Annotated in this window: 15 protein-coding genes; 7 read left to right on the forward strand and 8 right to left on the reverse strand. The window is 51.2% G+C overall.

Annotated elements, in window-relative coordinates:
- Nucleotides 1-98 precede the first annotated feature (98 nt).
- The 6 genes from galM to modE form a co-directional block, all read right to left on the reverse strand.
- Entirely contained in the window at nucleotides 99-1,139 is a 1,041-nt protein-coding gene (galM, locus tag QMN38_RS07995) for a galactose-1-epimerase (protein WP_323604799.1), read from the reverse strand.
- Nucleotides 1,133-2,281, reverse strand: coding sequence for a galactokinase (galK, locus tag QMN38_RS08000; RefSeq protein WP_271441232.1), 1,149 nt, complete (start codon nucleotides 2,279-2,281; stop codon nucleotides 1,133-1,135). The genes galM and galK overlap by 7 nt, the downstream gene beginning before the upstream one ends.
- 3 nt (nucleotides 2,282-2,284) lie before the next feature.
- Nucleotides 2,285-3,331, reverse strand: a complete 1,047-nt coding sequence (gene galT / locus QMN38_RS08005) for a galactose-1-phosphate uridylyltransferase (RefSeq protein ID WP_271450200.1) — start codon at nucleotides 3,329-3,331, stop codon at nucleotides 2,285-2,287.
- Between the two features lie 9 nt (nucleotides 3,332-3,340).
- Nucleotides 3,341-4,357: a UDP-glucose 4-epimerase GalE gene (galE, locus tag QMN38_RS08010; protein ID WP_323604800.1), complete on the reverse strand. Its 1,017-nt coding sequence runs from the start codon at nucleotides 4,355-4,357 to the stop codon at nucleotides 3,341-3,343.
- 218 nt (nucleotides 4,358-4,575) lie between these two features.
- Nucleotides 4,576-6,048 (reverse strand): molybdate ABC transporter ATP-binding protein ModF, encoded by a 1,473-nt coding sequence (modF, locus tag QMN38_RS08015; protein WP_323604801.1) that lies wholly within the window; start codon nucleotides 6,046-6,048, stop codon nucleotides 4,576-4,578.
- Nucleotides 6,049-6,205: 157 nt separating this feature from the next.
- Nucleotides 6,206-6,994 (reverse strand): molybdenum-dependent transcriptional regulator, encoded by a 789-nt coding sequence (gene modE, locus QMN38_RS08020; protein WP_137384363.1) that lies wholly within the window; start codon nucleotides 6,992-6,994, stop codon nucleotides 6,206-6,208.
- Nucleotides 6,995-7,124: 130 nt separating this feature from the next.
- Here modE and QMN38_RS08025 point away from each other — a divergent pair, with 130 nt between their 5' ends.
- The 4 genes from QMN38_RS08025 (at nucleotide 7,125) to modC (ending at nucleotide 9,987) form a co-directional block, all read left to right on the forward strand.
- On the forward strand, nucleotides 7,125-7,274 hold the full coding sequence (locus tag QMN38_RS08025; RefSeq protein WP_003023026.1) for an AcrZ family multidrug efflux pump-associated protein: 150 nt from the start codon (nucleotides 7,125-7,127) through the stop codon (nucleotides 7,272-7,274).
- Between the two features lie 189 nt (nucleotides 7,275-7,463).
- A complete protein-coding gene (gene modA, locus QMN38_RS08030; RefSeq protein ID WP_137384362.1) occupies nucleotides 7,464-8,237 on the forward strand; it encodes a molybdate ABC transporter substrate-binding protein in 774 nt (257 codons plus the stop codon).
- The gene (gene modB / locus QMN38_RS08035; RefSeq protein ID WP_005125418.1) at nucleotides 8,237-8,926 is read left to right on the forward strand and encodes a molybdate ABC transporter permease subunit; all 690 of its coding nucleotides are present in this window, start codon (nucleotides 8,237-8,239) and stop codon (nucleotides 8,924-8,926) included. Before modA ends, modB begins: the two co-directional genes overlap by 1 nt.
- 2 nt (nucleotides 8,927-8,928) lie before the next feature.
- Nucleotides 8,929-9,987 (forward strand): molybdenum ABC transporter ATP-binding protein ModC, encoded by a 1,059-nt coding sequence (gene modC / locus QMN38_RS08040; protein ID WP_323604802.1) that lies wholly within the window; start codon nucleotides 8,929-8,931, stop codon nucleotides 9,985-9,987.
- Here modC and QMN38_RS08045 read toward each other — a convergent pair whose 3' ends face one another.
- Nucleotides 9,988-10,806, reverse strand: coding sequence for a pyridoxal phosphatase (locus tag QMN38_RS08045; RefSeq protein ID WP_323604803.1), 819 nt, complete (start codon nucleotides 10,804-10,806; stop codon nucleotides 9,988-9,990).
- A 164-nt stretch (nucleotides 10,807-10,970) separates the two neighbouring features.
- On the opposite strand from QMN38_RS08045, the gene pgl reads away from it, so the two are divergent.
- Nucleotides 10,971-11,966: a 6-phosphogluconolactonase gene (gene pgl / locus QMN38_RS08050; protein ID WP_323604804.1), complete on the forward strand. Its 996-nt coding sequence runs from the start codon at nucleotides 10,971-10,973 to the stop codon at nucleotides 11,964-11,966.
- 112 nt (nucleotides 11,967-12,078) lie between these two features.
- Here the strand turns inward: pgl and QMN38_RS08055 are convergent, their stop codons facing one another.
- Nucleotides 12,079-13,011 carry a LysR family transcriptional regulator gene (locus tag QMN38_RS08055; protein WP_323604805.1) on the reverse strand — a complete coding sequence of 311 codons (933 nt, stop codon included), beginning with the start codon at nucleotides 13,009-13,011 and terminating at the stop codon, nucleotides 12,079-12,081.
- A gap of 180 nt (nucleotides 13,012-13,191) precedes the next feature.
- Between QMN38_RS08055 and QMN38_RS08060 the strand changes: the two genes are divergently transcribed.
- Both QMN38_RS08060 and QMN38_RS08065 read left to right on the forward strand, forming a co-directional pair.
- Nucleotides 13,192-14,244, forward strand: a complete 1,053-nt coding sequence (locus QMN38_RS08060) for a 4-oxalomesaconate tautomerase (protein WP_323604806.1) — start codon at nucleotides 13,192-13,194, stop codon at nucleotides 14,242-14,244.
- Nucleotides 14,245-14,326: 82 nt separating this feature from the next.
- On the forward strand, nucleotides 14,327-15,760 hold the full coding sequence (locus QMN38_RS08065; RefSeq protein WP_323604807.1) for an anion permease: 1,434 nt from the start codon (nucleotides 14,327-14,329) through the stop codon (nucleotides 15,758-15,760).
- The last annotated feature ends 65 nt before the right edge of the window (nucleotides 15,761-15,825 follow it).

Genomic DNA, 15,825 nt, shown 5'->3' on the forward strand with positions numbered 1-15,825 from the left:
ACTCAAGGTTGCGATTTTGTCTTTGAGTGGTGTGGTTTTGAGCGGATCCCGAGAGGGAATAAATGACGAGCCGGGTATCAGCTCGTCACGGTAAACTGTCAGGCAGGAATAAACCGGTATTCGGTCAGGCTGGTGTACTCTTCACCCGGTCGCAGAAAGCAATCTGGTTGCGGCCATTCTGGATGATTTGGGCTGTCAGGCAGAAATTCACTTTCCAGCGCCAGTCCTTGCCAGTCGGCATAGACTTCAGGTCCACGGGAGGGCGTGCCGCCGAGGAAGTTACCGGAATAGAACTGCAATGCCGGGGCAGAGGTGTATACCTCCATTTGCAGTTTTTCATCCTGGGACCAGACCATAGCGACCGGTTTGCGGGCATCGCCTTGCGCCTGCAACAAGAAAGCGTGATCGTAACCTTTCACCTTGCGCTGATCGTCATCGGCCAGAAATTCGCTGGCGATGCGTTTAGGTGCCCGGAAATCGAACGAGGTGCCAGCCACGGGTTTCAGTCCGTCATGCGGGATACCCATTTCATCAACCGGCAGGTACGTATCGGCCAGAATCTGCAACGTATGCTGACGGATATCCGTTTTGTCGCCGTCAAGATTGAAATAAACGTGATTCGTCAAATTTACCGGGCAGGGCTTATCCACCGTCGCACGGTAGGTAATCGAAATACGGTTATCATCGGTCAGGCGATATTGCGCGGTGGCGCAGAGGTGACCCGGAAAACCCTGGTCGCCATCGTCAGAGGTTAAGGCAAACAGCACCTGACGATCATTTTGATCCACTATCTGCCAGCGGCGTTTATCGAAACCGTCCGGCCCACCATGCAACTGGTTGTCACCCTGGCTTGGCAGTAACGCAACGGTTTCACCGGCATAGGTATAACGGCTGTCTGCGATACGGTTAGCATAGCGGCCGATGGATGCGCCTAAAAATGCGGCCTGTTGTGGGTATTGCTCCGGGCTGGCGCAGCCGAGTAATGCTTCTCGCACGCTACCATCGCTAAGCGGGATACGGGCAGAAAGCAGCGTCGCGCCCCAGTCCATCAGCGTGACTACCATCCCCGCGTCATTACGCAGGGTGAGCAGGCGAAACGGTTGGCCGTCGGGCGCCATTACGGGAATTTCGTTTAGCACTGTCCGGCTCCTTGTGAAGGTTTGCAGACGTAAAAGGTTTCCTTGATACCGGTTTTCGCTTCGTATTGTTCAGCGACAGCCTGCTGTACGGCAGGAACCAAATCTTGTGGGATCAACGCCACGATGCAGCCGCCGAAGCCGCCACCGGTCATACGTACACCGCCTTTATCGCCGATAGTTGCTTTAACAATCTCGACCAGCGTATCAATTTGTGGCACGGTGATTTCGAAGTCATCGCGCATTGAAACGTGAGATTCAGCCATCAGCTGACCCATACGTTGCAGATCGCCTTTCTCCAGAGCCGCTGCGGCTTCAACCGTGCGGGCGTTTTCCGTGATCACATGGCGAACACGTTTGGCAACGATGGGATCCAGTTCATGTGCGACCGCGTTAAAGGCCTCAAGGCTGACATCACGCAGCGCGGGTTGTTGGAAGAAGCGCGCACCGGTTTCACACTGTTCGCGACGGGTGTTGTACTCACTGCCAACCAATGTACGTTTAAAGTTGCTGTTGATGATCACTACCGCCACACCTTCCGGCATGGAAACAGCTTTGGTGCCCAGCGTACGGCAGTCGATCAGAAGCGCATGGTCTTTCTTGCCTAGTGCAGAGATGAGTTGGTCCATAATGCCGCAGTTGCAGCCGACAAACTGGTTTTCCGCTTCCTGGCCATTCAGGGCAATCTGTGCGCCGTCGAGTGGCATGTGATAAAGCTGTTGGAACACAGTACCTACGGCCACTTCCAGCGAGGCAGAAGAGCTTAAGCCCGCACCTTGCGGCACATTGCCGCTGATCACCAGATCCGCGCCGCCAAAGGCGTTATTGCGCTTTTGTAGATGCTTCACGACGCCGCGCACGTAGTTTGACCACTGCTGGGTTTCGTGGGCGATAATCGGCGCATCAAGAGAGAATTCATCTATCTGATTGTCGTAATCCGCCGCAATCACACGAACGGTGCGATCATCGCGGGGGGCACAACTGATAACCGTTTGATAGTCGATGGCGCACGGCAGGACGAAGCCGTCATTATAATCAGTGTGTTCGCCGATCAGGTTTACACGACCGGGTGCCTGAATAGTATGGGTGGCAGGGTAGCCAAACGATTCAGCAAACAGAGATTGTGTTTTTTCTTTCAGACTCATTATTTAAACTCCGGACTCGCGAAAATGGGTGTCGCTGACCGCACGCAGACGGTCTGCCGCTTGTTCTGCTGTCAGATCGCGTTGGGTCTCCGCCAGCATTTCGTAACCAACCATAAACTTACGTACGGTCGCGGAACGCAGCAGCGGTGGATAAAAGTGTGCGTGCAACTGCCAGTGGTCATTCTCTTCGCCGTTAAACGGTGCGCCGTGCCAGCCCATAGAGTAGGGGAAAGAGCACTGGAACAGGTTGTCATAACGACTGGTCAGTTTTTTCAACGCCAGCGCCAGGTCAGTTCGCTGTTCGTCGGTCAAATCGGTAATTCGCAGGACATGTGCTTTCGGCAGCAGCAGTGTTTCGAATGGCCATGCCGCCCAATAGGGCACTACTGCCAGCCAGTGTTCGGTTTCTACTACCGTACGGCTGCCGTCTGCCTGTTCACGCCGGACATAATCCAGCAGCATTGGCGTGCCCTGCTCGGCAAAGTACGCTTTTTGCAGACGGTCTTCACGTTCGGCTTCGTTGGGCAGGAAACTGTTGGCCCAAATCTGTCCGTGCGGGTGCGGGTTTGAACATCCCATCGCCGCACCTTTGTTTTCAAATACCTGCACCCAGGGATAGGTTTTCCCTAAATCTGCGGTTTGTTCCTGCCACGTTTTCACGATTTCGGTCAGCGCGGGTACGCTGAGCTCTGGCAGTGTTTTGCTGTGATCGGGCGAAAAGCAAATCACGCGGCTGGTACCGCGTGCGCTCTGGCAACGCATTAATGGATCATGGCTGTCGGGAGCGTCCGGGGTATCGGACATCAGCGCGGCAAAGTCGTTAGTAAAAACATAGGTCCCGGTGTAATCAGGGTTTTTATCGCCGGTAACACGTGTATTGCCTGCACACAGGAAGCAGTCCGGATCATGCGCGGGCAGAACCTGTTTAGATGGCGTTTCCTGCGCCCCTTGCCAGGGACGTTTTGCACGATGCGGTGAGACGAGGATCCACTGCCCGGTGAGCGGGTTAAAACGGCGGTGTGGATGATCGACAGGATTGAATTGCGTCATGATTGATCCTTAATCCGTATATCCCTGCGGATGGCGTGATTGCCAGTGCCAGGTGTCTTGCGCCATTTCATCCAGGGTGCGAGTTACGCGCCAGTTGAGCTCGCGATCGGCTTTACTGGCATCTGCCCAGTAGGCCGGAAGATCGCCATCACGACGCGGGGCAAAATGGTAATTCACCGGTTTACCGCAGGCTTTACTGAAGGCGTTGACCACATCCAGTACGCTGCTACCAACGCCAGCGCCAAGGTTGTAAATATGTACCCCTTGCTTGCCTGCCAGTTTTTCCATGGCGACAACGTGACCGTCGGCAAGATCCATCACGTGGATGTAATCGCGAACGCCGGTACCGTCTACGGTAGGGTAGTCATTACCAAAAATGGCCAGAGACTCACGGCGGCCCACGGCAACCTGCGCGATGTAAGGCATCAGATTGTTAGGGATGCCTTGCGGGTCTTCGCCCATGTCCCCTGACGGGTGTGCGCCAACCGGATTGAAATAGCGTAGCAACGCAATGCTCCACTCAGGTTGTGCTTTTTGCAGATCGGTCAGGATCTGCTCGACCATCAGCTTACTTTTTCCGTATGGACTTTGTGGTGTGCCGGTCGGGAAGCTTTCAACGTAAGGAATTTGCGGCTGATCGCCATAGACTGTGGCGGAGGAGCTGAATATGAAGTTTTTCACGTTGGCGGCGCGCATCGCATTGACCAGACGCAGAGTGCCGTTGACGTTGTTGTCATAGTACTCCAGCGGCTTAGCAACGGATTCGCCGACGGCCTTCAGACCAGCAAAGTGGATGACCGTATCGATGGCATGATCGTGCAGGATTTCGGTGATCAGCGCTTCGTTACGGATATCACCTTCGACGAAGGTCGGATGTTTTCCACCTAAACGCTCAATAACGGGCAGTACGCTGCGCTTACTGTTGCAGAGGTTATCAAGGATCACGACGTCGTGGCCATTCTTAAGCAACTGTACACAAGTGTGGCTCCCAATGTAACCGCTACCACCTGTAACCAATACTCTCATAATTCGCTCCGTTATGCCTATATCATGTAATGAAGATAGCATAACAAAGTTGTGAAAAGTGTGACATGGAATAAATTAGTGGAATCGTTTACACATGCTGATTTTCAACGCCTGGATTGTATTTTTTATTTTAAATCATTATGTTATTTAATGATTGCAGATTTTATCTGAAAAATCAGGCCTAAAAAAGGGCGCATTAACGCGCCCAGGTATGAAAACTAACGCAGGGATGATTGCCGATAGGTGTAGATATCGTTTTCTGGTACGAACTCCAGTCGGTGGGTAATGCAGGCGGGTGCATCTTCAGCATGGTGAGAAACAAACAGCAATTGGGTTTCGCCTTCACCGATCAGAACATCAACGAAGCGGCGGATCAACTGGCGGTTTAGCGGGTCCAGGCCTTGTAAGGGTTCATCAAGGATCAATAGCGTAGGGTGTTTCACTAACGCGCGGACGATCAGCGCCAGGCGCTGCTGCCCCCAGGAAAGGCTGTGGAAAGGGGCGTCAGCAGTGCGCTTATCCATTCCCAGAATATCCAGCCACTGTTGCACCAGCTTGTGTTGTCTGTCTGATACGGCCTGATAAATACCGATTGAATCGAAGTAGCCTGAGAGAATGACGTTACGCACCGTGGTACTGACCCGGTAATCCAGATGCAGGCTGCTGCTGACGTAGCCAATGTGCTTTTTAATATCCCAGATAGTTTCGCCGCTCCCCCGACGACGGCCAAACAGCGTCAAATCATTGCTATAGCCCTGCGGATGATCGCCGGTAATTAAACTGAGTAGCGTTGATTTTCCCGCCCCGTTGGGACCGACAATCTGCCAGTGTTCCCCTGGGTTTACCCGCCAGCTCAGATGATGGAGAATAGGGCGATCGTTATAGGAAACGACCCCGTCGTTGAGCATAATCCGCGGTTCGTTCTCAGACAATATGCGGCGTACGGAAGGTTCATCCGGTTCGGGGAGGGTAATACCATCAAGCCGTTCACTATGCGCAAGTTGGGCGATTAACGCTTGTTGCAGAAGACCCGTTTTTTCACCGGTTTCTGTCAATGTGCAATCGGCGAGTACGCCAGCATATTGCACAAAATCGGGGATCTCATCAAAGCGGTTTAGCACCAGCACTAACGTAAAACCGGCCTGATGTAACGCTGCGAGCAGCTCTGCCAACTGGTGACGTGAAGCCACATCCAGCCCGTCAAACGGTTCATCAAGGATCAGTAAATCGGGTTCAGACATCAGTGCCTGACAGAGCAGAGTTTTCCGCGTTTCGCCAGTGGAAAGATATTTGAAACGTCTGCTGAGCAGTGAGGTAATACCAAACTGCTGCGCCAGAGCGGCACAGCGAGCAGGGTCGCTGACCTCATCCTGAATAATTTCCGCGGTGGTGCGCCCGGTATCGTCTTCACCTGGGCTCAGAAGATCGGTGTTGTTACGCTGCCATTCGTCGCTGACCAGCTTTTGTAGCTGCTCAAAGGAGAGACGGGTTATACGCGTGAACTGGCTGTGGCGTTCGCCTTTTAGTAACGGCAATTCTCCGGCGAGCGCACGCGCCAGTGCGGATTTTCCGCTGCCGTTAGACCCCACAAACGCCCAGCTATCACCTGCGTTTAACGTCAACGAATTCAGCTGAAGCGTTTTGGTATCATTCAGACGAAACGTGCCTTGCGAAATTTGCAACGATGACATTTTGCATCCCATTTTTTGCAGCGATGAATGACAGGGATACGTTGTCCGGGCGGGAATGTCAATGCAGTTTGTTGCCGGATGGCGGCGCGGGTACCTTATCCGGCCTGAACGTGGGCCTGATAAGCGCAGCGCCATCAGGCGAAGCGGGCTTAAAGATTTAGCACAGTGTGGCGATAATCACTCTGTCCGCGTTGAAATAGGCAGTGACATTCGCGCCTTCTTGCAGTGATAGCGCATCGTCAGTCGGCACGGTGGCGCACAGTGTTTGTCCATCCGGCAAGGTCATTAACACTTCACACTGCTCGCTCCCGCGTTCAATATGGCTGATGGTGCCTTGCAATTGGTTATCGGCGGCCTGAGCAATAGCATCATCCTGGGTGATCCCCACCCACGGCGCTTTCAACAGGATCAAGACTTCTTTGCCTTCATCAAGCCCCAGACGTTCACCGCTTTGCGCGGTAATCGCGACTTTCAGCCGGGTTTCGCCATCGGCCAGCAGGACGTCAACATGCTGTTGCACCTGGTCGTGGTCGCGTGCGGTGATGGTGCCAAACCATTGGTTACGCGCACTGGTTTGCAGTGAGAAGCGGGAGATGGCCGCCAGCAAGCTATTCAGTGGAACCGCATCGTCATCGCTCAGGACATCGAAGGCTTTTTGCTGAATTTGCGCCAGCAGATCGTATAACTGAATCAGGCGCTGGCCGTAGCGGGTTAACACTGCACCGCCGCCGCCTTTGCCACCGGTGGCGCGCTCTACCAGTGTCTGCTCACTCAGCTGGTTCATTTCGTTAATCGCGTCCCAGGCGCTTTTATAACTGATACCTGCATCCTTCGCGCCCTGACTGATGGAGCCGGAAAGCGCAATGTGCTTAAGCAGAGAAATGCGGCGGGGATCGGCAAACAGTTTTTGCTGAAGTTTCAGTGTAAGTAGGATTTCGGCCTGCATAACAAGCTCCTGGCAAAAAAGGGTATTGTGACGGAAAACCGCGCCCGAGCAAAGCCGACCGCACAAAAGGGGAGTGCTTTTCTGTGTTATGTGGTTAGAATACAACTAAGGACTATATCTGGAGTTGACCATGTTAGAGTTATTGAAAAGTCTGGTATTCGCCGTAATCATGGTACCTGTGGTAATGGCCATCATTCTGGGACTGATTTACGGACTGGGTGAAGTGTTCAACATTTTTTCCGGTATCGGTCAGAAAGACCAATCCAGACAGAACCATTGATTCCCCGAACGCCCGCTTAGCCGGGCGTTTTTTATTGCTCATTATCAAACTGCGTTAGTTCCTCAAGATCCTGCTTTCCCTGCCGATATTTTCTTTGTGTAACCTCTAATTGGTAGTAATAACCACTGGGAAAATCCTGATTTAATCGTTATATTTGCGCCTACATAACGAAACTCAAAGGAGTTACAGATGGCACGTACATGGTTACGCTTGTTTGCAGGGGCAACACTTTCTCTTTCTGTTGCCGGACATGCACTGGCGGATGAAGGTAAAATCACAGTGTTTGCAGCGGCGTCGTTAACGAACGCGATGCAGGACATTGCCGCAGAATATAAAAAAGAGAAGAATGTTGATGTTGTCTCCTCTTTTGCCTCTTCTTCTACGCTGGCACGCCAGATTGAAGCAGGTGCTCCGGCCGATCTGTTTATTTCAGCCGATCAGAAATGGATGGATTACGCGGTAGATAAAAAGTCTATCGATACCGCAACGCGCAAAACGCTGCTCGGTAACAGTCTGGTCGTTGTCGCGCCGAAAGCCAGTGCACAGAAAGACTTCACCATCGACAGCAAAACCAACTGGACCAGCCTGTTGAACGGCGGGCGTCTGGCCGTAGGCGACCCGGAACATGTTCCGGCAGGTATTTACGCCAAAGAAGCGCTGCAAAAATTGGGTGCATGGGATACCCTGGCGCCGAAACTGGCACCGGCTGAAGATGTTCGTGGCGCATTGGCGCTGGTTGAACGCAACGAAGCCCCGCTGGGCATTGTCTACGGTTCTGATGCCGTAGCCAGCAAAGGCGTAAAAGTTGTGGCGACCTTCCCGGAAGACTCACATAAAAAAGTGGAATACCCCATCGCGGTTGTTGATGGGCACGCCAACGCAACGGTCAGCGCGTTCTATGATTACCTGAAGGGACCGCAGGCTTCTGAAATCTTCAAACGTTATGGATTTACGACCAAGTAATGATACTGACTGATCCAGAATGGCAGGCTGTCTTACTGAGCCTGAAAGTTTCTTCCCTGGCCGTGTTGTTTAGCCTGCCGTTTGGGATCTTCTTTGCCTGGTTACTGGTACGCTGTAAGTTCCCGGGCAAAGCGTTGCTCGACAGCGTATTGCACTTGCCGCTGGTACTGCCTCCGGTCGTGGTGGGGTACCTGCTGCTGGTGGCTATGGGGCGGCGCGGATTTATTGGCGAGTGGTTATATGACTGGTTCGGTATCACGTTTGCGTTTAGCTGGCGTGGTGCGGTTCTGGCCGCAGCGGTAATGTCTTTTCCTCTTATGGTGCGGGCAATACGTCTGGCGCTTGAAGGCGTAGACGTCAAGCTGGAGCAAGCGGCCCGCACACTGGGGGCCGGGCGCTGGCGCGTATTCATGACCATTACCTTACCGTTGATGCTGCCTGGCATAATTGTCGGTACGGTGCTGGCGTTCGCGCGTTCACTCGGTGAATTCGGCGCAACCATTACTTTTGTTTCAAATATCCCTGGCGAAACGCGCACTATTCCTTCGGCAATGTACACCCTTATCCAGACGCCGGGCGGCGAAAGTGCGGCGGCAAGGTTATGCATTATTTCTATTGTGCTGGCGCTGATTTCGCTGCTCATTTCTGAGTGGCTGGCGCGAATTAGCCGTGAGCGGACGGGGCGATAATTATGCTGGAACTTAATTTCTCCCAGACGCTGGGAACCCACTGTCTGACGCTCAACGAAACGCTGCCAGCCAGCGGTATCACCGCTATTTTTGGTGTCTCTGGTGCGGGCAAAACATCGCTGATTAATGCTATCAGTGGCCTGACCCAACCACAGTCCGGGCGCATTGTGCTCAACGGTCGGGTACTGAATGACGTTGAAAACGGTATCTGCCTGACGCCTGAAAAACGCCGGGTGGGCTATGTTTTTCAGGATGCGCGTCTGTTCCCGCATTACAAAGTGCGCGGTAATCTGCGTTATGGTATGGCGAAAAGCATGGCCGGACAGTTTGATAAGCTGGTGGCATTGCTGGGCATAGAGCCTTTGCTCGACCGTCTACCTGGCGGCCTGTCTGGTGGCGAAAAGCAGCGTGTTGCTATTGGTCGCGCGTTACTGACCGCACCCGAATTGTTGCTGCTCGATGAGCCGTTAGCCTCGCTGGACATTCCACGTAAACGTGAGTTGTTGCCTTATCTGCAGCGGCTGGCGCGCGAAATTAATATTCCCATGCTGTATGTCAGCCACTCGCTCGATGAAATTTTGCATCTGGCGGACAAAGTGATGGTGCTGGAAAACGGGCAGGTCAAAGCCTTTGGTTCGCTGGAAGATGTCTGGGGGAGTAGCATGATGCATCCCTGGCTACCGAAAGAGCAGCAGAGCAGCATACTGAAAGTTAACGTACTGGAGCATCATCCGCATTATGCGATGACCGCGCTGGCGCTCGGCGATCAACATCTGTGGGTCAATAAGCTGGATCAACCGCTGCAAACCGCGCTGCGTATCCGGATTCAGGCATCTGATGTCTCGCTGGTATTACAACCGCCGCAGCAGACCAGTATTCGTAACGTACTACGGGCAAAGGTGGCGTCATGCTATGACGACAACGGACAGGTAGAAGTACAGCTTGAGGTCGGTGGGAAAACGTTGTGGGCGAGGATCAGCCCATGGGCCAGGGATGAACTGGGTATCAAACCTGGCCTGTGGCTGTACGCCCAAATTAAGAGTGTATCGATTACCGCCTGATCACAGCAGGTGCGAGTAGATAAATTTGGCGATGCTGTCGGTGGTATTGTCACCAATCACGATGTTGGCGCGGGCTTTGACTGCATTATCGGCATTGCCCATCGCCACGCCGGTTCCCGCAGCTTCCAGCATACTGATATCGTTGAAGTTGTCGCCAAAGGCGATCACGTTTTCCATTGTTCCACCTTGCGCTTCAATCCACTGGGCAAGGCGTCGTCCTTTGCTGTTGCCTTTACGGGCTACGTCAACCTGATCGTGCCAGGACCACTCACACTCCAGCCCCAACTGCTGTTCAACATGTTTACCAAATTGCTGCAGCTTTGGAATATCTTCGTCAGTCAGGGCAAATTTCCACACGGCATTCACGTCATGCGCGGCCTGTGCCAGAGACGGTACCTGAGTGAAGGTAGGACGCTGTTCCGGCGGCAGAGTTTGCGCCCAGTTTGCGGTACGCTCGACATGCCCGGTCGGGCGTTCATACAGCATGGCCTCGTCAACATACATCAGCCCGTGGATCTGGTGTTCATTCAGCATATCAATCAACTGCAACGCCTGGTTAACCGGAAGGGGATCGGATTCCAGTACCTTTTTCGCCTGATAATCATACAAATAGGTACCGTTGCAGCAAATTGCAGGTGTATCCAGCGCCAGTGCCTGATAAAAAGGATGAATAGCAACGTGATGGCGACCCGTGACAATGATAAGTTGGTAGCCTGCTTCTCTGGCGCGAGAGAGCGCCTCGAGAGAGGATGGCAGCAAGGTTTTTTTCGGGGTCAGCAACGTACCGTCTAAATCCAGGGCAATCACGCGTGCGGTCATAGGTTTTTCCAGATGAAGGTTGAGAATTTTGTCTGTCAGAATGGTACACCGAGTCGGGGGCCGGACAAAATTCTGAGCCTTAATTAAGCATTCACCGATAAAAGCGTCTACCTTAGGCGTGTGTCAGGCCATTGCAGCCACCTGCCAAAAGCAAAGGAGTTTTCATGAAGCAAACCGTTTATACCGCCAGCCCTGAGAGTCAGCAAATTCACGTCTGGGGCCTGAATCACGATGGTTCACTGACGCTGACGCAGGTGGTTGATGTACCGGGTCAGGTACAGCCGATGGTTGTCAGCCCGGATAAACGCTACCTCTATGTCGGTGTGCGTCCGGAGTTTCGGGTGCTGGCATACCGTATCGCACCTGATGACGGTGCACTGACATTCGCTGCGGAATCTGCATTGCCGGGGAGCCCGACGCATATTTCGACCGATCATCAAGGGCGTTTCGTATTCGTCGGCTCTTATAACGCGGGCAGTGTGAGCGTCACGCGTCTGGAGGATGGCCTGCCGGTGGAATTGGTTGACGTGGTTGAAGGTCTGGATGGCTGTCACTCGGCCAATATCTCGCCAGATAACCGTACGTTGTGGGTTCCTGCGTTGAAACAGGATCGTATCTGCCTGTTCACCGTCAGTGATGATGGCCATTTGGTTGCACAGGAACCCGCGGAAGTGACTACCGTTGAAGGTGCAGGTCCGCGTCATATGGTGTTCCATCCGAATCAGCAATATACCTACTGCGTGAATGAGTTGAACAGTTCAGTCGATGTTTGGGAACTGAAAGATCCGTACGGCAAAATTGAGTGTGTACAGACGCTGGATATGATGCCTGCTGATTTCTCTGATACCCGCTGGGCGGCAGATATCCATATTACGCCAGATGGTCGTCATCTGTATGCCTGTGACCGTACCGCCAGCCTGATTACGGTATTCAGCGTATCAGAAGACGGAAGTGTGCTGACGAAAGAAGGCTTCCAGCCTACTGAAACACAGCCGCGCGGTTTTAATATCGACCACAGCGGGAAATACCTGATTGCCGCAGGGCAGAAGTCCCACCATATTGCGGTGTATGAAATTGCGGGTGAGCAGGGATTGCTGGCAGAGAAAGGACGCTATGCGGTAGGACAGGGCCCAATGTGGGTGGTGGTTAACGCGTACTAATTCGTTATTCGTTTTGTAGGCCGGACAGGGCATGTAAACCACTGTCCGGCACACTGCCCGGTCGGCGGATATACTCACCGGGCGTACGAAAGGGTTGCGTATTTGATTGCCATCATGACTGAAGTTCGGAAATTGGTGTCCAAAGATTATCTGTGTTATCAGCCCATGAATTAATCAGCAACGTAAAGAAGCGCTCCGCTGACGGAGACATAACGGCATGCTTACGGCGAATAACCCCCAGCGTGCGTCTAATGACCGGTTCAACCAGTGGGATCCCGATCAGTGTTGGATGCGGCGTTTGTGGCATTGCCAACCCTGGCAACGCGGAAACACCCAGTCCGGCCTCAACCAGGCCCAGCGAGGTGGACAGATGACGAACCTCGTAAAACCAGTTCAACTTCCACGATCTATCGGCCAAATGTTGCTCGATCAATAATCGGTTACCGCTTGAGGAGCGAACGCCTATCAATTTGTAATTCAGCAGTTCCTGCCACTCCACCAACTGTTTATTCGCGAGCGGATGATCGCGCCGACAAGCCAAAACAAACGGTTCATTAACCAGTGGGGTGAACTCGATAGAGGAATTTGTGATGTTGTTCATGTTTATTCCAAAATCAGCCTCGTTACAAAGTACGGATTCCATACAATTATTCGTACCTTGTTCAATTATTCGCACTTTGATATTGGGATACTGCTCATTAAATTTTCCAATTACCAATGGTAAGAAATAGAAAACCGCGGTAGGGATGCAGGATAATGTCACCATGCCATGATGGTGAGTATTCATATCACTGATATTAAAAATGGTTTCATCTAAACACCTAATTAATTCTTTGGCTTCAGGTAATAGCATTTTCCCCGCTTTTGTTAATGTGACTTTACGAGTTGTTCTTTCAAAGAGTTGAGTGTGTAAATACTCTTCCATTTTTTTAATTCTGCGCGTTAATGCAGGTTGCGTAATATTAAGTAATTTGGCGGCTTTGTTAAAAGAATCGGACTCTGCCAGTGTGACAAATGCCTTCATGCTCGATAGTTCGTGTTTCATGCTTCCCTCGCACTAAACCAGTAGATACCCTTTCTTAGTGTAAAGCGGTTAGTTTACCTGCCATTCTTAAATTTCAATTAATAAAAAAAAGTCACTAATCGAGGAAATAAAGTCATTAGTCTCTTTATTTTTAGCATGTAACCATGCCCTCAGTAGGAATAATACATTGAGGGCATTGTTGTGAAGAAAATACCTTGCGTTATGATGCGTGGAGGAACCTCCAGAGGCGCATTTTTATTAGCCGAACATCTACCAGAAGAGTTGGCTCAGCGTGATAATATTTTGATAAAAATAATGGGTTCCGGAAACACTCTGGAAATTGATGGTATTGGCGGTGGTAATCCATTGACCAGTAAAGTTGCGATTGTGAGCCGCTCGAATGATCCTCTGGCAGATATCGATTATTTATTTGCTCAGGTATTGGTACATGAACAACGTGTCGATACAACGCCGAATTGTGGCAATATGCTTTCTGCCGTTGGCGCGTTCGCTATCGAAAATGAGTTGATTCCAGTTTCTACACCAACAACCCGTGTACGTATTCGTAATGTAAATACGAATACCTATATCGAAGCTGATGTGTATACGCCGAATGGTCGTGTTGAGTATGAAGGAACTGCAAGAATAGATGGTGTACCAGGAACCGCTGCACCTGTTGGGTTAACATTTATGAATGCCGCAGGTTCTAAAACCGGTCATATTTTTCCGACGGGCCAGCAGATCGATTATATCGACTCCATTCCGGTGACCTGTATGGATATGGCGACACCAGTGGTAATTATCCCTGCCGAATATCTGGGAAAAACCGGATATGAGTTACCGGAAAATTTGGATGCCGACAGCGAATTATTATCGCGTATTGAGTCTATTCGTTTACAGGCAGGTAAGGCGATGGGGCTGGGTGATGTCAGTAATAAGGTTATCCCAAAACCGATTCTCATCTCCGCACCTCAATACGATGGCGAAATTAATGTTCGTTATTTTATGCCGCACTCTTGCCATAAAGCGCTGGCGATTACCGGGGCGATAGCTATCGCCAGTAGCTGTGTCATTAACGGTACTGTTTCGCGTCAGGTAACGGCAGGCGCGCATTATGGGAATATCACTATCGAACATCCTGGCGGCACTCTTGATATTCATTTAACCAATGAAGGGGATGAGCCTGAAACTATCAGAGCTTCGGTTATTCGTACCGCCAGAAAAATATTCGCTGGTGACGTTTACCTTCCCTGACAGCATTGGCCTCATTTTGCTGTGATTACGGAAAATCGAGAAACATTCTGTATTGCCTGTACAGATTATCCAGGATTCAAAAATGAACGTTAAATCATTATGGAAGCTAATATTAATATTAGTTATCCCCTGTATTATAGGATTTATTCCTGCCCCTGCGGGATTAAGTGAACTGGCATGGGTGCTGTTTGGTATTTATCTTGCCGCCATTGTCGGATTAGTGATCAAGCCTTTTCCTGAACCTGTCGTGTTATTAATTGCCGTTGCCGCGTCAATGGTGGTTGTCGGCAATTTAGGGCACGGGGTACTGAAAACCAGCAGTGTCTTGAGCGGCTATGCTTCCGGCACCACGTGGTTGGTTTTCTCGGCGTTTACCTTAAGCGCCGCCTTTGTGACTACAGGACTGGGCAAGCGCATTGCTTATATCCTGATCGGTAAAATAGGCAATACCACGCTTGGTCTTGGCTATGTGACCGTGTTTCTTGACCTGGTATTGGCCCCAGCCACACCGTCAAATACCGCGCGAGCAGGAGGAATCGTATTACCCATCATCAATAGCGTGGCGGTGGCGTTGGGTTCTGAACCAGACAAGAGTCCACGACGTGTAGGCCACTATCTGATGATGACGGTCTATATGGTGACCAAAACAACCAGCTATATGTTTTTTACCGCGATGGCAGGCAATATTCTGGCATTGAAAATGATCAATGATATCTGCCACTTGCAACTGAGCTGGGGAGGGTGGGCGCTTGCTGCGAGTTTGCCTGGCTTGGTTATGCTGCTGGCGACGCCGTTAGTCATCTATTTTATGTATCCACCTGAAATTAAAAAGGTTGATAACAAAACTATCGCTAAGGCCGGGCTTGAGGATTTGGGGCCCATGAAGGTACGAGAAAAAATGCTGCTGGGCATTTTTGTCCTCGCGCTATTGGGGTGGATCTTCAGTAAAACGCTCGGCGTTGATGAATCAACGGTGGCTATTGTCGTAATGGGTATGATGCTCTTGTTAGGCGTCGTAACCTGGGATGACGTCGTTAAAAATAAGGGGGGCTGGAATACCTTAATCTGGTACGGCGGTATTATCGGCTTAAGTTCATTATTATCAAAAGTGAAGTTTTTTGATTGGTTAGCTGAACTCTTCAAAAATAACCTGGACTTTGGCAATCACGGCAACGTCGCATTCTTTGTTATTCTCTTTTTGAGCATTATCGTTCGTTATTTCTTTGCCTCAGGCAGCGCGTATATTGTGGCGATGATGCCGGTGTTTGCCATGCTGGCGAATGTCTCCGGCGCACCGCTGATGTTAACCGCACTGGCATTACTCTTCTCTAACTCGTATGGCGGAATGGTCACCCATTATGGCGGCGCTGCTGGACCGGTCATTTTTGGTGTCGGATATAACGATATCAAATCGTGGTGGCTGGTGGGGGGCATGCTGACCTTACTGACCTTTATTGTCCATATCACCCTGGGCGTGTGGTGGTGGAGCATGTTGATTAACTGGAACATGCTGTAAACCATAAGACAGATTCAAATTATTAATTGACCGCGCACAAATATAAGTACAGGACTAGGGAGTAT

The organism is Citrobacter sp. R-1.5.2, from assembly GCF_035064245.1.
GTDB lineage: Bacteria > Pseudomonadota > Gammaproteobacteria > Enterobacterales > Enterobacteriaceae > Citrobacter.